A 15,765-nucleotide genomic window follows, 5' to 3' on the forward strand; every position below is an offset into this window, starting at 1 on the left:
GCCGCTTGCCGTCGCGCGCGGCGGGCCGTACGGTCCAACAAGACGTACGTACGGTTTGGAGGCTGCCATGTGGGATCCAGACACCTACCTGCGCTACGGAGACGAGCGCTCCCGGCCCTTCCACGACCTGCTGGCCCGGGTCGGCGCCGATCAGCCACGCGCCGTGGTCGACCTCGGCTGTGGTCCCGGCACGCTCACCGCCACGCTCGCCCACCGCTGGCCCGGCAGCCGCGTCACCGGCCTCGACTCCTCCCCGGAGATGGTCGCGCGGGCGAACGCCGAGGGCGGCCCGGTCGGCTACGCCGTCGCCGACCTCCGCGACTGGCGGCCCGAGCCGGACGTGGACGTGCTGGTCGGCAACGCGGTGCTCCAGTGGGTGCCGGAACACCGCGACCTGCTCCGCCGCTGGGCCGCCGAGCTGCCGGCCGGCGCCTGGCTGGCGTTCCAGGTACCGGGCAACTTCGACGCGCCCTCGCACCGGCTGCTGCGCTCGGTCGCCGCCCAGGACCGGTGGCGGGACGCGCTCGCCGCCAAACTGCGCGAGGCGCCCGTCGACGAGCCTGTCGGCTACGCCACGCTGCTCGCCGACGCCGGCTGCGCGGCCGACACCTGGGAGACTACGTACGTGCACCTGCTGCCCGCCGCCGGCGCCGACCACCCGGTGCTGGCCTGGATGGAGGGCACGGCGCTGCGCCCGGTCCGCGCCGCGCTGGACCCCGCCGGCTGGGACGCCTTCCGCGCCGAGCTGGGGGTACGGCTCGCGCAGGCGTACCCGGTGCGGCAGGGTCTGGTGTACTTCCCGTTCCGCCGGGTCTTCATGGTGGCCCGCACCGGCGCCCGCGCAGAGGAGAACTCGTGACCGACCTGCCCACCTTCATCGCCGGACTGCCCAAGGTGGAGCTGCACGTGCACCACGTCGGCTCCGCCTCGCCCCGGATCGTCGCCGAGCTGGCGGCCCGGCACGAGGGGCGCAGCCCGGTGCCGGCCGACCCGGAGGCGCTCGCCGACTACTTCGCGTTCCGCGACTTCGCCCACTTCATCGAGGTCTACCTCAGCGTCGTCGACCTGATCCGCGACGCCGACGACGTCTGGCTGCTCACCCACGAGGTCGCCCGGGAACTGGCCCGCCAGCAGGTCCGGTACGCCGAGCTGACGGTCACGCCGTACTCGCACGTCAACCGGGGCATCCCGGCGCCGGCGTTCTGCGAGGCCATCGAGGACGCCCGCAAGCGCGCCGAGGCCGACTTCGGCATCGCGCTGCGGTGGTGCTTCGACATCCCCGGCGAGGCCGGCCTGCCCGCCGCCGAGCAGACGCTGCGGATCGCGCTCGACGAACGACCCGACGGGCTGATCAGCTTCGGCCTCGGCGGCCCCGAGATCGGCGTGCCCCGGCCGCAGTTCAAGCCCTGGTTCGACCAGGCCCGCGCGGCCGGGCTGCGCTCGGTGCCGCACGCCGGCGAGACCACCGGCCCGGAAACCGTCTGGGACGCGCTGCGCGAACTGGGCGCCGAGCGGATCGGCCACGGCATCTCCGCCGCGCAGGACCCCGCGCTGCTCACCTACCTGGCCGAGCGGCGGATCCCGCTGGAGATCTCCCCGACCTCCAACGTGCGGACCCGGGCCGTGCCCAGCCTCGACGCGCACCCGCTGCCCCGGATCGTGGAGGCCGGCGTGCCGGTCAGCATCAACTCCGACGACCCGCCGATGTTCGGCACCACCCTCAACGACGAGTACGCGGTGGCCGCCCGGCTGCTGCGACTCGGCCCGGACGGCGTCGCCGAGCTGGCCCGCGACGCGGTCGCCGCGGCGTTCCTGGCCCCGGCCGAGCAGGCCCGGATCAGCGCCGAGATCGACGCGTACCGGGCGAGCGCGGCACGCTGAGCGGCCGTACGGGCGTCGGTCGCCGGGATCCCCGCGGCGGCCGGCGCCGCGCGGTCAGCATCACCCCGGCCAGGGCCAGCGCGGACAGCGCGGCGGCGGGGCCGGACGCGACAGCCGTGGGCCGGACCGGGCCGTGGGCGAGCACCGGGTCCTGCCAGAAGGCGAGCGTGAGGGCGACGCCCAGGCCGATCACGGCGGCCCAGCGGAGCAGACGGCCGACAGTCGGCGTCATGACGGTCACCTCGCCCGGAGCGACGGGAGAGCGCGCGACGGGAGCGAGGTGTGGGGGGACCGAACTCCCGTCGCGCGCACCGATCCGTCGGCCGAAAGGTGTTACGGGGCGTCCCGGCCGACGGAACTGATGGGTTCTGTCGGTAATCCTGGCAGTTCACGGCGGTTTCCCGGCCGTCGTTAAACCACCTTTAAGGAGAACTTGCGCCGCCCCACAGCCAGGGTGTCAGCGCGGGCGCGGCCAGCGCCGTCCGGCACGCGGCTCGCGGGCGTCCCGGGCCATCCGGCCGACCAGCCCGAACCGGTTCACCGGCCGGGGCGCCGCGTCCGGATCGGCCAGCAGCATCACCACGCTGGCCCCGCCGAGCCGGGCCCGGTCGATGCTCACCGAACCGTTCGCCTGCAACGCGACCCGCTTGGCGATGTCCAGCCCGAGCCCGGTGGAGCCCTGGTCGCTCTCGCCCCGGCGCAGCGCCCGGTCCGGGTTCGGGATGCCCGGCCCGGCGTCGTCGATCCGGATCGCCACCCAGCCGTCCCGGCGGCTCACCGCCACCTCGAACGCGGTGCCCTGCGGCGTGTACCGGAACACGTTGCCGATCACCGCGTCCAGCGCGGCGGCCAACTCGGCGCGGGGCACCGGCGCCGGGATGCGCAACTGCGCCCCGACCACCCGGTGCGGCCGGTTCTGGTCCCCGGCCAGCGCCGACCAGAACACCATCCGGTCCCGCACCACCTCGCTGACGTCGCACGACGCCGGAGCCGACTCCTGACTCACCGCCTTGCGGGTCGTCTTGATCAGCTGGTCGACCTCGCCCTCCAGCGTGACGATCGCCTGCCGGATGCGCCGGATGCCACGCCGCCGGTCCAGCTCCGCCTCACTGAACGTGCCGATGCTCGTGTCGTCGGACTCCAGCGCCTCGGCGTCCAGCCGCAGCGCGGTCAGCGGCGTACGCAGCCGGTGCGACAGGTCGGCGACCAGCTCGTGCTCGTCGGCGCGCAACGCCACCAGCCGTTCCGTCATCCGGTTGAACGCGTGCCCGGCCTCGGCCAGCTCGCGCGGGCCGGTCGGCTCGACCCGTACCCCCAGCTCGCCGTCGCCGACCGCGAGCGCCGCCTTGACCAGGTCGCCGGTGGCGTCCACGGCCCGGGCCGCCACCCGGTCGACCACTACCACCGCCGCGCCGACCAGCGCCAGCGCCACCGCGAGCAGCAGCAGCCAGCGTCCGCCGCCGTCGTCGAGCACCTCGTCGGGTACGAAGACCTCCACCACAGCGACCCGCTCACCGAGCACCACCGGGTCCAGCCGCAGCACCCCGCCGTCCACCTCGGTCACCACCGAACGGCGCTGCTCGGCGGCGTCGGCGAGCGCTGCCGCGTCGGCCCGGCCGGCGGACTCGTCCGCCCCGATGCCGTGCACGACAGGGCGAAGCGTCGGGTCGCCGCCGGCCGCGGCCACCACTGCCCGTTCGACAGCCGCCGTGTCGGTGCTGACCGCCAGCGCGCCGGTCACCAGCGCGGCGCGGCGCGCGGCGTCGGCCAGCTCCGCCTCCCGGGACCGGTCGGCGAGGGTGAGCCCGAGCGGAATGAGGAAGGCGAGCGCGACCAGGCTGCACATGCCGGCCGTGAGCGCGGCCAGCGACAGCCTCAGTCCGGCGCCACCAGCCGGAAGCCGACCCCCCGCACGGTGCGCAGGTAGCGCGGCTTCGCCGCGGACTCGCCCATTTTGCGGCGGAGCCAGTACAGGTGCACGTCGATGGTCTGGTCCTCGCCGACCGATGGCTGCCGCCATACCTCCTCCAAGAGTTCCCGCCGGGACACTACCCGGCCGGGGCGCGCGGCGAGATACGCCAGCAGGTCGAATTCCTTGCGGGTCAGTGCCAGCGGCTCGCCGTCCAGCACCGCGCTGCGCTCACCCACGTCGACCCGCAGGCCGCCGACCGTGTGCACGGCCGGCGCGACGGTACGGCTGGCCCGGCCGGCCCGGCGCAGCACAGTGGTGATCCGGGCGTCCAGATGCGCGCCGGTGAACGGCTTGACCATGTAGTCGTCCGCGCCGGCCCGCAGCAGCCGCACCACCGACTGCTCGTCGTCGCGGGCGGTGGCGATGATGATCGGCACGTCGGTGATGCCGCGCAGCATGCGCAGCGCGTCCGAGCCGTCCAGATCGGGCAGGCCGAGATCGAGCACCACGAGATCGGGTGCCTCCGCGGCGACCCGGCGCAGCGCGTCGAGCGCGGTGCCGACGGCGTGCACCGCGTGCCCCCGGTCGGTGAGCGACCGCAGCATGGCGCCGCGCACGACGTGGTCGTCTTCGACCAGCAGGACGGTTGCCACGTCAGCACCGTACAAGGTGTGGCAAGCCGGTCGCGTTGCGGCGGTCCGGCGAAGCGGGCAAGCTGGGACGGCGATGACGTTCACGCTCTTCCCCGACACCCGCCTCACGCTCGCCCGCGACGCGCTGGCCGGGCTGTCGGTGGGCGACGCCCTCGGCTCCCAGTTCTTCGTCCCCGGCCGGCACCCGGACGACCTCGCCGCCGGCCGGCTGCCCGCGCCGCCGTGGGAGTGGACCGACGACACCGAGATGGCCTGCTCCGTCGTGGCCGAGCTGGCCGCCGCCGGGCGGATCGACCCCGACCGGCTGGCGTTGGCGTTCGCGCAGCGCTGCGAGCCCTACCGGGGGTACGGGCCCGGAGCGGTGACGATCCTGCGGCTGATCCGCACCGGCACGCCGTGGCCGGTGGCCGCCGCGTCCGCGTTCGACGGGCAGGGCTCCTGCGGCAACGGCGCGGCCATGCGCGTCGCGCCGCTCGGCGCCTGGTACGCCGACTCCACCCGGCGCGCCGCCGAGCAGGCCCGCGCCTCGGCCGAGGTGACCCACGCCCACCCGGAGGGCGTCGCCGGCGCGGTGGCGGTCGCGGTGGCCGCCTCGCTGGCCGCCCGCGCCCGCCTCGACGGCGACCGCCCCGAGCCGGCCCGGCTGCTCACCGCCGTCGCCGGGGCGCTCGACCCGGCCGGTGAGGTGCACCGGGGGGTACGCCGGGCCGCCACGCTGCTCGGTCATCCGGCCGCCGAGGTCGCCGACGCGCTCGGCAACGGTTCCCGGGTCACCGCGCAGGACACCGTCCCGTTCACGCTCTGGGTCGCCGCCACGCTGCTGCACGACTACCCCGCCGCGATCCGCGCCTGCGTGGAGGCGGGCGGCGACGTGGACACCACGGCCGCGATCGTGGGCGGGACCGTGGCCGCGTACACCGGGGTCGGCGGGCCCGGCGGCGTCCCGGAGGACTGGCTGACCGCGCGCGAGCCGCTTCCCGGCTGGGTCACCACCCCCGCCTGACCGCCCGCCTTTCCGTTCGTCCTGACCGGGAATGCGGGCCACTTCGGCGAGGTGGCGGGGTTGAGGGGTGCGTGATGTCGCAACTCCCCCGAGCTGGTGTGGATCACTGCTGGTGGTGGCCGGGGCACGTGCGCCACTTCGGCGAGGTGGCGGGGTCAAGGGGAGCGTGATGCGGCAACCTCCCCGAACTGGTGTGGATCACGGTCGGTGGTGGCCGGGGCACGTGCGCCACTTCGGGGAGGTGGCGGGGTCAACGGGGGCGCGATGCGGCAATCTCCCCGAACAGGTGTGGGTCACGGTCGGTGATGACCGGGGGACGCGCGCCACTTCGGGGAGGTGGCGGGGTCGACGGGGGTGGGATGCAGCCACCTCGGCGACGTGGAGTCGATCATGCGTTCCGGCGCGCACCACCAGCGGGCACGGGCTCGCCGAGCGGGTGCGCGGCGCTCCCCGAATCGGGCGAATCCGGTGCCGGGTCGCCGACGGGCGAATGCGGTTCCGAGCCGCCGTGGGGTGAATCGGGTGCCGGGTCGCCGACGGGCGAGTCCGGTGACGGGCCGCTGCGGGGCGAGTCCGGTGACGGGCCGCTGGAGGGCGAGTCGTGCGCTGGGGGGTCGGCGGCTGGGGCGGGGGCGACGGCACGCTCGGGGGAGTCGGAGCGGTTGTCCTCGTCCGGGCGCTCGGTCGCGGCGGGCGCGTCGGGGGAAAGGCTGTCGTCCGGGGTAGGGCTGTCGTCGGGCGGCAGGGTCATGGTGTCGCGCCGGCGGCGGCTGAGCAGCCAGCCGATCGCCGCCCCGCCGGCCAGTCCGGCGAGCAGGCCGCCGCCGAGCAGCAGGTCCGCGCTCGGCCCGTCGTCTGCCGCGCCGGCTGCCGGCGCCGCGCCGTTCGGAGCGCCGTTCTGAACACCGCCGGGAACACCGCCCTGGGCGCCGCCCGCCGCGCCGTGACCGCTGTGCGCGCCGCCGTTCGTACCGGGGTCGCCGTTGTGCGCCATGGTGCCCGGCAGCGGCGGCAGCAGTTCGACAGTCGGCGCCGGGTGCTTGCCGCCGGCCGGTTCGGCCCACCGCACGACGGTGCCGTCGGCGTACGTCTGGACCACTGTGAACGTGAGCCGGTCGGTGGCGGGCATCGGACCCATGCCGAGTGGCAGCTGGGCCGCTCCGCCGCCGGTGCCGGGCACCCGCAGCCAGGTCACGGCATGGGTCACCTGGTTCAGTTCGGCCGCGTGCATGCCGGGGACCGGCTGGTCCAGGGTGCGGGTGGTGATGGTGGGCGCCCAGTCCGGCACGGACAGCGGGTACACCTCGCCGATCGGGGCGTCCGGGGGCATGGTCAGCTCGATCTTGGTGGTGCGGCTGCCGGGCCGGTCCGCCGGCACCACCACCGACAACTGGATCGCGTCGCCCTGGCGTACCTCGGCGGGTGAGGTCGTGACGGTCACCCCGGCCGCGCTCGCCGCGCCCGGCCAGCTCACCGCTCCGGCGAGCACCGCAGCCAGCAGCGCAGCGCCCCACCGGCCCTGACGGGTCATCCTCATCGTCGCCCCCATCCGTCTCGACCGGGGCCGGTACCGGCTCCGGCCCCACCTGGTAGTTCGGGCGGCGGGGCGAAAAGGTTCAACGCGGACCGAACTCGTTGCCGGCGGGCAGCGGCGTCGGCGACGGCCCGCGCCGGGGCGACCGATAGCATCGCAGGGGCCGGTCACCGGCCCATCCGTACCGTCGACGACTAGGAGTCACCGTGTCCGCACCCCGTACCCCCGTCGTGGCCGACCCCGTCGTCGTCGCCGCCGGGACGACGGCGGCCGACGCGGTGGCCGCGGCCGGCCTGCCGATGAGCGGGCCGAAGGCGATCGTGGTGGTCCGCGACCCGCAGGGCCAGCTGCGCGACCTGGACTGGCGTCCGGCCGAGGAGGTCGCTGTCGAGCCGGTCGCGCTGGACAGCCCGGACGGGCTGAACGTGCTGCGCCACTCCACCGCGCACGTGCTGGCCCAGGCGGTGCAGGACGTCTTCCCGGAGGCGAAGCTCGGCATCGGCCCGCCGATCGAGAACGGCTTCTACTACGACTTCGGCGTCGACAAGCCGTTCCAGCCGGAGGACCTGACCAAGCTCGAGAAGCGCATGCAGGAGATCGTCAAGTCCGGCCAGCGGTTCCGCCGCCGCCGGTTCGCCGACCTGGACGAGGCGCGGGCCGAGCTGGCCGCCGAGCCGTACAAGCTGGAGCTGATCGACGTCAAGGGGGAGGGGCTGGACTCCTCCGAGGTGATGGAGGTGGGCGGCGGTGAGCTGACCATCTACGACAACCTCGCCGCGAACGAGGACAAGGTCTGCTGGTCCGACCTGTGCCGGGGTCCGCACCTGCCGAACACCCGGCTGATCGGCGCGTTCAAGCTGATGCGCTCGGCCGCCGCGTACTGGCGCGGGTCGGAGAAGAACCCGCAGCTGCAGCGCGTCTACGGCACCGCGTGGCCGACCCGCGACGAGCTCAAGGCGTACCTGAAGCTCCTGGAGGAGGCCGCGCGCCGCGACCACCGCAAGCTCGGCGCGGACCTCGACCTGTTCAGCTTCCCCGACGAGATCGGCTCCGGCCTGCCGGTCTTCCACCCCAAGGGCGGCGTGCTCAAGCGGGTGATGGAGGACTACGTCCGGGCGCGCCACATCGAGGAGGGCTTCGACTACGTCGGCACGCCGCACATCTCCAAGGAAGGTCTCTTCCACACCTCGGGACACCTGCCCTACTACAAGGACACGATGTTCCCGCCCATGGAGATGGAGGGCAGCGACTACTACCTCAAGGCCATGAACTGCCCGATGCACAACCTGATCTACCGGTCTCGCGGGCGGTCCTACCGGCAGCTGCCGCTGCGGCTGTTCGAGTTCGGGTCGGTCTACCGGTACGAGAAGTCGGGCGTGATCCACGGCCTGACCCGGGTACGCGGCTTCACCCAGGACGACTCGCACTCCTACTGCACCCAGGAGCAGGCGCCGGCCGAGATCAAGCACCTGCTCGGCTTCGTGCTCAGCCTGCTGCGCGACTTCGGCATCGACGACTTCTACCTGGAGCTGTCGACCCGCGACGACTCCCGGCCGGACAAGTTCGTCGGCTCCGACTCCGACTGGGCGACGGCCACCGCCGTGCTGGAGCAGTGCGCGCTGGAGACCGGCCTGGAGCTGGTGCCGGACCCGGGCGGCGCGGCGTTCTACGGCCCGAAGATCTCCGTGCAGGCCAAGGACGCGATCGGCCGCACCTGGCAGATGTCGACCATCCAGTACGACTTCAACCAGCCGAAGGGCTTCGGGCTGGAGTACCAGGCCGCCGACGGCACCCGGCAGCAGCCGGTGATGATCCACTGCGCCAAGTTCGGGTCGATCGAGCGGTTCATCGGCGTGCTCACCGAGCACTACGCGGGCGCGTTCCCGGCCTGGCTGGCGCCGGTGCAGGTGGTCGGCATCCCGATCCGCGAGGAGCACGGCGACTACCTGGCCGACTTCACCGCGACGCTGCGCCGGCACGGCATCCGCGCCGACGTCGACCTGGGCGACGACCGGATGCAGAAGAAGATCCGCAACGCGCAGCAGCAGAAGATCCCGTTCATGGTGATCGCCGGGGACGACGACGTGGCCGCCGGCACCGTCTCGTTCCGCTACCGCGACGGCTCGCAGCGCAACGGCGTACCGGTCGACGAAGCGGTCGCGCACGTGCGCGAGGTGGTGGAGTCGCGTACCAACGCCGGCCCCACCGCCACCGCCGCCGAGTAGACGCTCCGCCGAACCGCGCCGCCGCCCGGCGGCGGCGCGGTTCGGCGCGGGTCCGGGCCGGATCGTAGGATCGCCGGTGTGACAGGGGCGGAGCGGGACACCGGATACGGCGGCGACAACGGTCTGGCTGACGGGCTGGACCGGCTCTGGACGCCGCACCGGATGACCTACATCTCCGGCGAGGACCGGCCCGAGGGCGGGTACGAGAAGCCGGCCGGCTGCCCGTTCTGCCTGGCGCCCGGGCTGCCCGCCGAGGAGAGCCTGGTGGTGGCGCGCGGTGAGCACGTCTTCGCGGTGCTCAACCTCTACCCGTACAACCCCGGCCACCTGCTGGTCTGCCCCTACCGGCACGTGGCCGACTACACCGAGCTGGACGAGCCGGAGACGGTCGAGCTGGCCGCGTTCACCAAGGCCGCCATGCGGGTCGTCCGGCACGTCTCCAGCGCGCACGGCTTCAACCTCGGCATGAACCAGGGCGGCGTGGCCGGCGCGGGCATCGCCGCGCACCTGCACCAGCACGTGGTGCCGCGCTGGGGCGGCGACGCCAACTTCATGCCGGTGATCGGCCGCACCAAGGTGCTGCCCCAGCTCCTCGCCGACACCCGGGAGTTGCTGGCGAAGGCGTGGGCGGCGGCCTGACGGCGGCCCGCCCCGACAGTACGATCTCGCGCATGGCTCTCCTGCACCGCGCGGAACTGCGCCCCTCGAAACTGGAACTGCTCGCCGGCTGGCTGCCCGGGCGGCAGTGGTTCGCCGGCGAGGCGGGCGCGCCGGTCAGCCGCGTCGCGGCGTACCGGTTCGACGACCCGGCCGGCGAGGTGGGCGTCGAGACGCTGCTCGTCCGCGCCGGTGACGGCTCGGTGCTCCAGGTGCCGCTGACCTACCGGGGCGCGCCGCTGGCCGGGGCGGACGAGCACCTGGTGGGCGTCATCGAGCACTCGGTGCTCGGCCGCCGCTGGGCGTACGACGCCTGCGGTGACCCGGTGTACCCGCCGCTGCTGGCCGCCGCCGTGCTCGCCGACGCCGGGCAGGCCGAGGAGTACTTCGAGGTCGACGGGAAGCGGGAGGCGCGCCCGGCGAGCATGACGCTGACCGGCAGCCGTACCGGCCGTCCGGTGCCGACGGGTCCGGTTTCGGCCGACCCGGGTGACGGCGGCGTGACGGTGGTCCGGGTGGGGGACGTCGAGCTGGCGGTGGTCCGGCGGCCCGTACCGGCCGACGTTCCGGCGGCGGGCGGCCTCGCCGGCACCTGGCCGGGCCAGGACGTGCCGGTACTGCTGGCCTACGCGCGCTGACGGCTCGCCGGGCGGCGGCGTTCACCGCGACCGTCCGCCGCCTGTCGTCACGCCGCGTGACCGTGACCGTACTCAGGAGCCAGGAACCGGCCCGCGGCCGCCCGGAAGATGACAGGATGCGGCGGTGGCAGTCGACAAGCGACAGTTGGGGCGCAGCGGCATCGAGGTGAGCGCCCTCGGCATGGGGTGCTGGGCGATCGGCGGCCCCTGGGCCGAGGGCGCCCGCCCGCTGGGCTGGGGTCAGGTCGACGACGACGAGTCGGTACGTGCCGTCCGCCGCGCGCTCGACCTCGGCGTCACGCTGTTCGACACCGCCGACACGTACGGCGCCGGGCACGGCGAGCGGGTGCTCGGCCGGGCGCTCGCCGGGCGGCGCGACGAGGCCGTGATCGCCACGAAGTTCGGCTACACGTTCGACGAGAGCGCCCGGCAGGCAACCGGGGAGAACGCCTCGCCGCACTACCTGCGCCGGGCGGTGACCGACTCACTGCGCCGGCTCGGCACCGGCCACATCGACCTCTACCAACTGCACCTCGGCGACCTGCCGCTGCCCCGGGCCGAGGCGCTCATCGGCACGCTCGACGACCTGATGGACGACGGCCTGATCCGGGCGTACGGATGGAGCACCGACCGGGCCGACCGGGCCGCCGCGTTCGCGCAGGTCGCCCGGGGCGCCGCCGCCGTGCAGCACGCGCTGTCGGTGCTCCGGGACGCCCCCGCCATGCTGGACGCCTGCGACAAGCACGACCTGGCCAGCCTGGCCCGGGGGCCGCTCGGGATGGGACTGCTCACCGGCAAGTACACGCCGGAGTCGACGCTTCCCCGCGACGACGTACGCGGACTCGGGCCGACCTGGCTGGAGTGGTTCCGCAGCGGCCGGCCCGCGCCGGAGTGGCTGCGCCGGGTCGCCGCCGTCCGCGACGCGCTGACGGCCGACGGCCGTACGCTCGCGCAGGGGGCGATCGGGTGGATCTGGGCGCGCAGCGACCGCGCCGTGCCGATCCCCGGGGCCCGTACCGTCGCCCAGGTCGAGGAGAACGCGGCAGCGCTGGCTTGGGGACCGCTCGCCCCGGATCACTTCGCCGAGGTGGAGCGGCAGTTGGCGGCGGTACGCTCGGCCGCCCTCCGGGACGCCGACCGCCCGTACTGGCCGATGCCCCCGGTCCCCGCCGTCCGCCCCTGACCCCCGCCCTCTCGGCGCCGATCTTGCGGTTGTGGCCCCTGACATGACCGGAATGCCCACCTTGCGAGCGCCGCAAGTGCAAGATCGCCGCAAAGAGGGCAGGGCGAGGGGCGAGTGTCAGCGGGTGGTGGACTCCTTGCGGGCCTGGTCGGCCAGGTGGGCGGGCATCGGCTCGTGGCGGGCGAACTCGCGGCGGAACGTGCCGGTGCCGGCGGTCATCGAGCGCAGCTCTACCGCGTATCGCAGCAACTCCGTCGCGGGCACCTCGGCGCGGACCAGCGTGCGGCCCTCGGCCTCCGGGTCCGGCTCGGTGCCGAGCACCCGGCCACGCCGCCCGGACAGGTCGCCCATCACCGCGCCGACCGACGAGTCCGGCACCCGCACGGTGATCTCGTCCACCGGCTCCAGCAGCGTGGGCTGGCCCTTCTCGGCGGCGTCGCGCAGCGCCAGCGCGCCGGCGGTCTGGAACGCCGCGTCGGAGGAGTCGACGCTGTGCGCCTTCCCGTCGACGAGCGTCACCCGCAGGTCCACCACCGGGCAGCCGGCGACCAGGCCGCGTTCCATCTGCGCCCGTACACCCTTCTCCACCGACGGGATGTAGTTGTGCGGGACCGCGCCGCCGACCACCCGGTCGACGAACTCGAAGCCGGCGCCCCGGGGCAACGGCTCCACCTCGATGTCGCAGACCGCGTACTGGCCGTGGCCGCCGGACTGCTTGACGTGCCGCCCGTGCCCGCGCGCGGCGGCGGTGAACGTCTCGCGCAGCGGCACCCGGACCGGCTCGGTGTCCAGCTCGACCCCGCCGCCGCGCAGCCGGTCCAGCACCACGTCGGCGTGCGCCTCACCCATGCACCAGAGCACCAGCTGGTGGGTCTCCGCGTTGCGTTCCAGCCGCAGCGTCGGGTCACCGGCGACCAGCCGGGACAGGTTGCGGGCCAGCGCGTCCTCGTCGGCCCGGCTGCGCGCCACGATCGCCACCGGCAGCAGCGGCTCCGGCATCTCCCAGGGCGCGATCAGCAGCGGGTCGTCCTTGGCGGAGATGGTGTCGCCGGTCTCCGCGCTGCCCGATTTGGTGATCGCGCACAGGTCGCCCGCGACACAGGCGGCCACCTCGCGCAGCGTCGCGCCCAGCGGGGTGTAGACGTGACCGACCCGCTCGTCGGCGTCGTGGTCGGGGTGGCCGCGCTCGGCCATGCCGTGACCTGACACGTGGATCACCTGGTCGGGGCGGAGCGTGCCGGAGAAGACCCGGACCAGCGAGACCCGCCCGACGTGCCGGTCGACCGTCGTCTTGACCACCTCGGCGACGAGCGGGCCGTCCGGGTCGCAGGTCAGCGGCGGACGGGGCGAGCCGTCCACCCCGGTGACCGCCGGCAGGTCGTGCTCCAGCGGGGACGGGAACGCCGCGACCAGGCCGTCGAGCAGCGCGTCCAGGCCGACGCCGGTCTCCGCGCAGACCGGCACCACCGGGTAGAAGTGGCCGCGGGCGACAGCCGTCTCCAGGTCGGTGATGAGCACCTCGGGGTCGATCTCCTCACCGCCGAGGTAGCGGTCCATCAGGGTCTCGTCCTCGCTCTCCGCGATGATCCCCTCGATCAGCTCGTCGCGGGACTCCTGGATGGCCGGCAGGTGCTGCGGGTCCGGCTCGCGCACCTCCGGCGGCAGCCCGGCGGAGTAGTCGTACACCCGGCGGGTGATCAGGCCCATCAGGCCGGCCACCGACTCGCCGTCGTCGCCGAGCATGGGCAGGTAGAGCGGGAGTACGTTGTCGCCGAAGACCCGCTGGCACAGCGCCACCGCCTCGTCGAAGTCGGCGCGCGGGTGGTCCAGCCGGGAGACCGCGACCGCGCGCGGCATGTCGACGGCGGCGCACTCCTCCCAGAGGGCGGCGGTGGCGGCGTCCATGCCGTCGACGGCGGAGACCACGAACAGCGCCGCGTCGGCGGCGCGCAGCCCGGCGCGCAGCTCGCCGACGAAGTCGCCGTAGCCCGGCGTGTCCAGCAGGTTGACCTTGACGTCGCGGTGCGTCAACGGCGCGCAGGCCAGGCTCACCGAGCGCTGCTGCCGTACGGCGGCGGGGTCGTGGTCGCAGACCGTGGTGCCCTCGGTGACCGCGCCGGCCCGGCTGATCGTGCCGCTGGCCGCCAGCAGCGCCTCGACGAGAGTCGTCTTGCCGGCGCCGGAGTGCCCGACGAGCACCACGTTGCGAACCCTGCCGGGCTCGGTCACCACCGGCGCGCCGCCGGTGACACCCTTCTCGTTCTTCTGCGCCATCGCGGCGCACCTCCCTCAACCGGTGGTGGTGGCGACCGCCGCGGGCGACGGGGGAGCGGACCCGGGACGGGCGCCGCGGCGATATCTTCCGGTGATCTCATGCTGGCCGGGAACGCGGACCGGTGATCCGGTGATCCGGCTCACCTCCTGGCTCGATCTCACACCCGCGCGGGTGCGGGCACAAGGGCCGTCGGGCGGGTCGTGCGCCCGGCTGTGTCCCCGGCGGTTGCGGGCCGTTATCGTGGGACCGCCATGGCGAAGATCTTCCAAGTGACGGCCCGCGCGGGCATGACCCGCGTCGTGGAGCCGATCGCCCGTACGCTGTTGCGTGCGGGCGTGTCCCCCAACGCGGTCACCGTGACCGGCACCGTCGGCGTGCTCATCGGCGCGCTCGGCTTCGGCGCGCGCGGCCATCTGGTCGCCGGCGCGCTGATCGTCACGGTCTTCGCCCTCACCGACCTGCTCGACGGCACGATGGCGCGGATGAGCGGCGGGTCCACCCGGTTCGGGGCGTTCCTCGACTCGAGCATGGACCGGGTCGCCGACAGCGCCGTGTTCGGCGCCGTCGCGTACTGGCTGGCCACCCAGCACGACTACTCGGGCGTGGCGGCGGCGCTGATCTGCCTGGCCGCGGGCGGGCTGGTCTCCTACGTCAAGGCCCGCGCCGAGGGCCTCGGGATGACCTGCAACGTGGGCATCGCCGAACGCACGGAGCGCCTGCTCATCGTCGGGGTGGGCGGCATCCTCACCGGCGTCGGCGTACCGCTCGCGCTGGAGATCGCGCTCTGGCTGCTCGCCGCCGTCTCGATCTTCACCGTCGGGCAGCGGATGGCCCACGTGTACCGCCAGGCCCAGCGGGTCGGCGTCGAGTGAACCTCACCGAGGCGGGCTTCGTCGCGGGTTGGCGCCTGATCCGCGCGCTGCCCCGGCCCGTCGCGGCCGCGGCCTTCCGGGCGGGCGCCGACCGCGCCCACCGCAAGGACGGCGGGGGTACGCGCCGGTTGCGCGCCAACCTGCGCCGGGTGGTCGGCCCGGAGCTACCGGACGCGGAGCTGGACGCGCTGGTGCGCGCCGGGCTGCGCTCGTACGCCCGCTACTGGATGGAGGCGTTCCGGCTTCCCGGCCTGAGTCGGGCGGAGATCCTCGCCGGGTTCCGCCTGGACGGGCAGGAGATGCTCGCCGCCGACGTGGCGGCCGGGCGGGGCGCCGTGGTGGCGCTGCCGCACGCCGGGAACTGGGACGCGGCCGGCGCCTGGGTGGCGGCCACCGGCTGGCCGATGACCACTGTGGCGGAGCGGCTCCCGAAGGGCGTCTACGAGCGGTTCGTGACGTTCCGGGAGGGGCTGGGGATGGAGATCCTGCCCAACACCGGCGGCCCGCGGCCCGCGTTCGACGTGCTGGTGGACCGGCTGCGCGCCGGTTACGTGGTGCCGCTGCTCGCCGACCGGGACCTGTCGGCCCGGGGCGTGGAGGTCGACTTCTTCGGCGCGCGGACCCGGATGCCGGCCGGCCCGGCGCTGCTCGCCATCCGCACCGGCGCGCCGCTCTACGTGGCCTCGATGTGGTACGAGCCGGACGCGGCGTGCGCCTCGCTCGAAGGCCCGCTGCCGCTGCCGGACCCGGACAGCGCCCCGCTGGACGCGCGGGTGCGCGTGGTGACCCAGCGGATTGCCGACGGTCTGGCGGCGGGCATCGCCCGGCATCCGCAAGACTGGCACATGTTGCAGCGGATGTGGCTGGACCAGGGCCGGGACGGTGCGCCCACGCCGGCGCAGCCGCCGGCCACCACCGGGACGGTCTAGGGG

The 15,765-nt window shown here is 74.5% G+C and carries 14 protein-coding genes; 9 read left to right on the top strand and 5 right to left on the bottom strand.

Annotated elements, in window-relative coordinates; all coding sequences use genetic code 11:
• The first annotated feature begins 67 nt into the window (after positions 1-67).
• Positions 68-859 carry a trans-aconitate 2-methyltransferase gene (locus MicB006_RS26525; RefSeq protein WP_116509793.1) on the top strand — a complete coding sequence of 264 codons (792 nt, stop codon included), beginning with the start codon at positions 68-70 and terminating at the stop codon, positions 857-859.
• Entirely contained in the window at positions 856-1,881 is a 1,026-nt protein-coding gene (locus MicB006_RS26530; RefSeq protein WP_116509795.1) for an adenosine deaminase, read from the top strand. The genes MicB006_RS26525 and MicB006_RS26530 overlap by 4 nt, the downstream gene beginning before the upstream one ends.
• On the opposite strand, the gene MicB006_RS26535 is transcribed toward MicB006_RS26530, so the two are convergent.
• The 3 genes from MicB006_RS26535 to MicB006_RS26545 all read right to left on the bottom strand — a co-directional run bounded on the left by MicB006_RS26535 (position 1,838) and on the right by MicB006_RS26545 (position 4,446).
• Positions 1,838-2,113, bottom strand: coding sequence for a hypothetical protein (locus tag MicB006_RS26535; RefSeq protein WP_116509797.1), 276 nt, complete (start codon positions 2,111-2,113; stop codon positions 1,838-1,840). The two genes, MicB006_RS26530 and MicB006_RS26535, sit on opposite strands and share 44 nt — an antisense overlap.
• A gap of 225 nt (positions 2,114-2,338) precedes the next feature.
• Positions 2,339-3,727 (bottom strand): HAMP domain-containing sensor histidine kinase, encoded by a 1,389-nt coding sequence (locus tag MicB006_RS26540; protein WP_192900140.1) that lies wholly within the window; start codon positions 3,725-3,727, stop codon positions 2,339-2,341.
• A gap of 29 nt (positions 3,728-3,756) precedes the next feature.
• Positions 3,757-4,446: a response regulator transcription factor gene (locus tag MicB006_RS26545; RefSeq protein WP_116509799.1), complete on the bottom strand. Its 690-nt coding sequence runs from the start codon at positions 4,444-4,446 to the stop codon at positions 3,757-3,759.
• Positions 4,447-4,519: 73 nt separating this feature from the next.
• On the opposite strand from MicB006_RS26545, the gene MicB006_RS26550 reads away from it, so the two are divergent.
• Positions 4,520-5,449 (top strand): ADP-ribosylglycohydrolase family protein, encoded by a 930-nt coding sequence (locus MicB006_RS26550; protein WP_116509801.1) that lies wholly within the window; start codon positions 4,520-4,522, stop codon positions 5,447-5,449.
• Positions 5,450-5,837: 388 nt separating this feature from the next.
• Here the strand turns inward: MicB006_RS26550 and MicB006_RS26555 are convergent, their stop codons facing one another.
• On the bottom strand, positions 5,838-6,986 hold the full coding sequence (locus MicB006_RS26555; RefSeq protein ID WP_225980511.1) for a YcnI family protein: 1,149 nt from the start codon (positions 6,984-6,986) through the stop codon (positions 5,838-5,840).
• 203 nt (positions 6,987-7,189) lie between these two features.
• On the opposite strand from MicB006_RS26555, the gene thrS reads away from it, so the two are divergent.
• The 4 genes from thrS (at position 7,190) to MicB006_RS26575 (ending at position 11,686) form a co-directional block, all read left to right on the top strand.
• A complete protein-coding gene (gene thrS, locus MicB006_RS26560; protein ID WP_116509803.1) occupies positions 7,190-9,208 on the top strand; it encodes a threonine--tRNA ligase in 2,019 nt (672 codons plus the stop codon).
• A 78-nt stretch (positions 9,209-9,286) separates the two neighbouring features.
• A complete protein-coding gene (locus tag MicB006_RS26565; RefSeq protein WP_043325006.1) occupies positions 9,287-9,847 on the top strand; it encodes an HIT domain-containing protein in 561 nt (186 codons plus the stop codon).
• 32 nt (positions 9,848-9,879) lie between these two features.
• A complete protein-coding gene (locus tag MicB006_RS26570; RefSeq protein ID WP_116511843.1) occupies positions 9,880-10,503 on the top strand; it encodes a hypothetical protein in 624 nt (207 codons plus the stop codon).
• A 181-nt stretch (positions 10,504-10,684) separates the two neighbouring features.
• Entirely contained in the window at positions 10,685-11,686 is a 1,002-nt protein-coding gene (locus MicB006_RS26575) for an aldo/keto reductase (RefSeq protein WP_192900341.1), read from the top strand.
• A gap of 117 nt (positions 11,687-11,803) precedes the next feature.
• On the opposite strand, the gene MicB006_RS26580 is transcribed toward MicB006_RS26575, so the two are convergent.
• A complete protein-coding gene (locus MicB006_RS26580; protein WP_073827616.1) occupies positions 11,804-13,960 on the bottom strand; it encodes an elongation factor G-like protein EF-G2 in 2,157 nt (718 codons plus the stop codon).
• Positions 13,961-14,212: 252 nt separating this feature from the next.
• On the opposite strand from MicB006_RS26580, the gene pgsA reads away from it, so the two are divergent.
• Complete coding sequence (gene pgsA / locus MicB006_RS26585; RefSeq protein ID WP_116509807.1) at positions 14,213-14,833, top strand: phosphatidylinositol phosphate synthase; 621 nt, start codon at positions 14,213-14,215, stop codon at positions 14,831-14,833.
• Positions 14,830-15,762, top strand: a complete 933-nt coding sequence (locus MicB006_RS26590; protein ID WP_116509808.1) for a phosphatidylinositol mannoside acyltransferase — start codon at positions 14,830-14,832, stop codon at positions 15,760-15,762. Before pgsA ends, MicB006_RS26590 begins: the two co-directional genes overlap by 4 nt.
• The last annotated feature ends 3 nt before the right edge of the window (positions 15,763-15,765 follow it).

This window comes from Micromonospora sp. B006 (assembly GCF_003408515.1).
In the GTDB taxonomy this organism is placed as follows: domain Bacteria; phylum Actinomycetota; class Actinomycetes; order Mycobacteriales; family Micromonosporaceae; genus Micromonospora; species Micromonospora echinospora_A.